Genomic DNA, 4412 nt, shown 5'->3' on the forward strand with positions numbered 1-4412 from the left:
GGGCCGCGTCGTTTTCCTCTCGTCAGCGGGTGAAGACCGCCACCGTCCGCGCGGGCACCGTGAAGGTGCCGGAGTCCGCGTCGAAGGCGGATGACTTCACGACCTCGTCGGAGCCGGTGGCCTGCGTCGGGTGCAGGCGGTAGCCGGCGCCCTCGGCGTCCTTCACGGTCTGCTGCTGCGTCGTCGTGGTCGCGTTGAAGACGACCACCAGGTCACCCAGGCGCATGGTGATCACGCCCGGGGTCTCGTCCTTCCCCGAGAGCGGGAAGGACAGCTTCTCCTGGACCTGTCCCGTCGTGGCCAGATGGAAGGCCGGCTCGTCCGTACGGATCCTCAGCAGGTCCTGGTAGGCGGCCGAGGAACCCTCGATGTCCGAGCAGCCGGGGACGGCCCCCGAGGCGAGCAGCGGCTTGGCATAGGGCCACTTGTCCTTGTTGTCGGCCGCCGGAGGCAGCCCTCGCCCGAAGCCGTTGCCGTCCTCGCAGTCCCAGTGGATCGCGTTGAACCAGTCGCCGGAGTCGTAGGAGTTGCGGTCCAGCGACTTCGAGCGCAGCAGGTCGGTGCCGGCCTGGGAGAGCGCCGGTCCCTGCGAGAGCGCGGCGGTCGCCATCGCGAGCACCTGCATCCGGGCACGGTCCGCGGTGCTCGTGGACGCGGGCAGCTTGAAGGCGAGCGCGTCGTAGAGGGACTCGTTGTCGTGGGCATCGGCGTAGGCGAGCGCGTCGCCGGGCTCGTCCGCATAGCCTGCCGGCGAGCCGTTGTAGTCGACCTCCGCCCCGGTCACCCGGCGACCGTCGGTGTCGGTGAACGAGTAGTCGGCGAGGTTGCCGGACAGCCCGACCTTGATCAGGTCCTGGTAGTGCAGCAGCCGCGCCCGCTGCTCCGCCTCGGTGCCGTTGACGGGTGAGGAGTTCGGGTCGGTGTAGAGACCGCTCGCGAAGCCCTGGACACCCGGATCGGCGTCGAAGGGGCCGCCACCGCGTACGGCGTCGCGGGCTCGGTCGCTGAACGTCGCGATGCCGGTGCCGGCCATGTTCTTCTGGGTGGCCTGCACGAAGCGGGCGTCGTCGGCGATCTCGCCGAAGTTCCAGCCCTCGCCGTAGAGGATGATGCTCTTCCCGTCGACGCCGTCCTTCTCGAGGGTCAGGGCGTCGAGGGCCTCACGGACCTCCAGCATGTTGGCCTTGGGGTGGTGACCCATCAGGTCGAAGCGGAAGCCGTCGACCTTGTAGTCCCTGGCCCAGGTGACGATCGAGTCGACGACGAGCTTGCCCATCATCGCGTTCTCCGGGGCGGTGTTGGCGCAGCAGGTGGAGGTGGCGACGGAGCCGTCGGACAGCAGCCGCTGATAGTAGCCGGGCACGATCCGGTCGAGCACGGACGTCTTCGCCTGGCCGCTGCTGGTGGTGTGGTTGTAGACCACGTCCATCACGACCCGCAGGCCGTCCTCGTTGAGCGACTTCACCATCTGCCGGAACTCGACCGTCCGGTCGGTGCCGTCCGGGTCGCTGGCGTAGGAACCCTCCGGGACGGTGTAGTGGTAGGGGTCGTAGCCCCAGTTGTACGCATCCCGGGCTGCCGCCGCGGCGACGCACTCCTGCTGCTTGTCGCTGTCGGCCGCATAGGACGCGAGGTCGCAGTCGGGGGTGGTCTGGTCGGACTTCTCCTCCGGGATGGTGGCGATGTCGAAGGCCGGCAGCAGGTGGACGTACGACGTGCCGGACTCGGCCAGCTCGCGCAGGTGCTTCGAGCCGTCGCTGTCCTTGTCGGTGAAGGCGAGATAGCGGCCGGGGTGGTCGCTGGTCTCGTCCTCGACGGAGAAGTCGCGGATGTGGAGCTCCTGGATCTGGGCGTCCTTCATCGCGACCGCCTTCGGCTTCTTCAGCGTCGACCAACCCTTCGGGGCGAGCGATCGATCGCCGAGGTCGACGACCAGGCTGCGCTCGGAGTCGGCGGTGAGCGCGACCGAGTAGGGGTCGGTGACCTTGTTGGTGACGACCTTCTGCACGCTCGGCGCCCACACCCTCACGACGTAGCGGTACTCCTTGCCGCGCCAGGCGGTTGCCGAGCCGGTCGCCGACCAGACGCCGCTGGCGTGGTCGCGGCGCATCCGCACCGTCTTGCCGTCGAGCTCGAGCTTCACCTCGTGGGCGGTCGGCGCCCACACGGACAAGGTCACCTTGCCGTCCTCGAACACCGGTCCGAGCGACGCCTTCTCCGCCTTCGCGGCGTAGAGGTCGTCGAGGATGCCTTGGGACTGCACGCCGGTGCCGGTGACCAGGGCACCGTTGCCGATGCGCTGGGTGAGCACGACCTGGCCGGCCAGTGCCTCCCGGATCCGGTCGCGGTCACGGGTGTCGACGGTGAACGCGGCGTACTCCTTCAGGTGTGGGAACCGTGCCTTCTGCTCGTCGGTCAGCGACGCTCCCCGGAGCCGCAGCCAGCGGCCCTCGCTGCTGAGCGCGCCGTCCTCGACGGTGATCCCGCCGTCGCGGTCGTAGACCAGCTGCGTGGACAGCGCCGAGCCGCTCGCCTTCTCCTTCGGCAGCACGACGGTGGTCTCGTCGATCCACTGCGCGTGCGCCTTGGTCAGGTCGAGCTCGGGGGCGGAACCGACCGACGGCAGCAGATAGCCGGTGTCGCCCGAGTTGAGCCACACCTCGTGCCCGTACGTCGCCAGGTCGAGCGAGCGGTCGTTGGGGATGTCCTTCTCGTCGCCCTTGTGGACGATGTAGTTGAGCGAGGTGGCGCCGTCGACGAGCGGCACCTCGAAGGTGACGCCGTAGGCGTCCTTGCCGGTGGGCTGCAGCGGCTTGGACCACTCGGTGGGGTTCGCGGCACCGGTCCAGGTGTGCAGCCCCCAGCCGTCGTAGTCGCCGTCGGGGCGGTGGAAGTGGATCACGGCCTTCGAGGTGTCGGGCGCCGGGTAGATCCCGTCGGGCCTGGCGGCCTGCTGTCCGTCGCTGCCGGCCTCGACCCAGACCTCGCCCGTCTCGGCGAGGTCGATCGTCCGCTGGCCGCCGTCGGCGGTGCCGTCCTTCTCGACCGTGTACGTCACCGAGGACGCGCCCTCGGGCAGCTTGATCCAGGCGAACGCGCCGTAGGCGTCGCGGCCGCTGAACTCCGCGCTCTGGTCACCGGCCCGCAGCCGCCAGCCGGTGTAGTCGCCGTCGGTGCGCCGGTAGTGCACGACCGCGTAGTCACGGTCGACGGCGCTCGGCCTCTCGGCGGCGGGTGCCTGTCCGGCGGTGGTCTCGGCGAGGTCGCTCGCGGTGCGTCCGTCGCGGTCGACGACCACGGCCTTGTAGCGCAGCGCGGTGCCCTCGGCGACCGTCGCCGGGACGTACTGGGTGATCTTGTAGGGAGCGTGGTCGACGGAACCGAGGGTGCGCCATTTCCCGCTGCCGATCTGGGCGGCGAAGACGACGCGGGCGCCGGCGGTCTCCCCCGGGTCGGCGGAGAGGGTGACCGTCCCGGTGGCGCCCGCCTCGGGAGCGGTCAGCGTCAGGGTGGGCTTCGCGCCGGCGTCGGGGAGCTCGGCCTGGGCGCGCAGTACCACCGACGAGAGCGCCGGGACGGTCACGGTGATCTTGCCGTCGGCCGCGGTCGGGGTCGCGTCGCCACCGTAGATCGTCTCGAAACCAGCCGACTCCACGGGCAGGCTGACGGTCTTCGCCTCGGTCGCGTTGTTGACCGCGACGACGTACTCGCGGTCCTCGCCGGTGCGGGAGAAGGCGTAGACGGAGTCCTCGGCGTGGAGCTCCCTCTGGGTGCCGTCGGTCAGCGCCGGGTGGTCCTTGCGCAGCTTCGCGAGCGCGGCGATCGCGGTGTAGATCGGGTGGCTGGTGTCGTACGCGTCCGACGCATGGGTGCGGTCGGTGCCCAGCTGGTCGTCGTCGAGGTAGTCGGCGACCTCTGAGGCGAAGAGCGTCTGGCGGGCATCCTTGTCGCCACCGGCACCGGTGAAGCCCTGCTCGTCGCCGTAGTAGACGACCGGGTTGCCACGGGAGAGGAGCATCAGCTCGTTGGCGAGCCGGGCGCGCCGGACGAGCTCGGCGTCGGTCGCGTCCGGGTGGTCGGCCGCGAGGAAGGTGCCGATCCGGCCCATGTCGTGGTTGCCGAGGAAGGTGACCTGCTCGTAGGCGTTGGCCTTGTCGGTGGCGTACTTGTAGTCGTCGGCGAAGACTCCTGCGAGCCGGTCGGCCGGGGCGCCGAGCGAGGCGTAGGCGCGGGCGGCGTCCTGGAAGGGGAAGTCCAAGGTGGCGTCGAGGCGGCCGCGGGTGACGTACCGGGAGGTGATGTCGCTGTCGGCGGAGTAGACCTCGCCGAACATGAAGAAGTCCTCGCGGCCCTGCTTGGCGGCATAGGCGTCCAGCGCGGTCGCCCACTCGGTCCAGAAGTCCATGTTGACG

1 protein-coding gene is annotated in these 4412 nt (G+C 70.0%); it reads right to left on the reverse strand.

Features of this window, described 5'->3' with window-relative positions; genetic code table 11:
* Positions 1–22 precede the first annotated feature (22 nt).
* On the reverse strand, positions 23–4412 hold a 4390-nt coding region (gene pulA / locus ACFVJS_RS26515), incomplete at its 5' end, for a pullulanase-type alpha-1,6-glucosidase (protein WP_378886551.1).

The sequence above is a fragment of the Nocardioides sp. NPDC057772 genome (assembly GCF_042798075.1).
In the GTDB taxonomy this organism is placed as follows: domain Bacteria; phylum Actinomycetota; class Actinomycetes; order Propionibacteriales; family Nocardioidaceae; genus Nocardioides.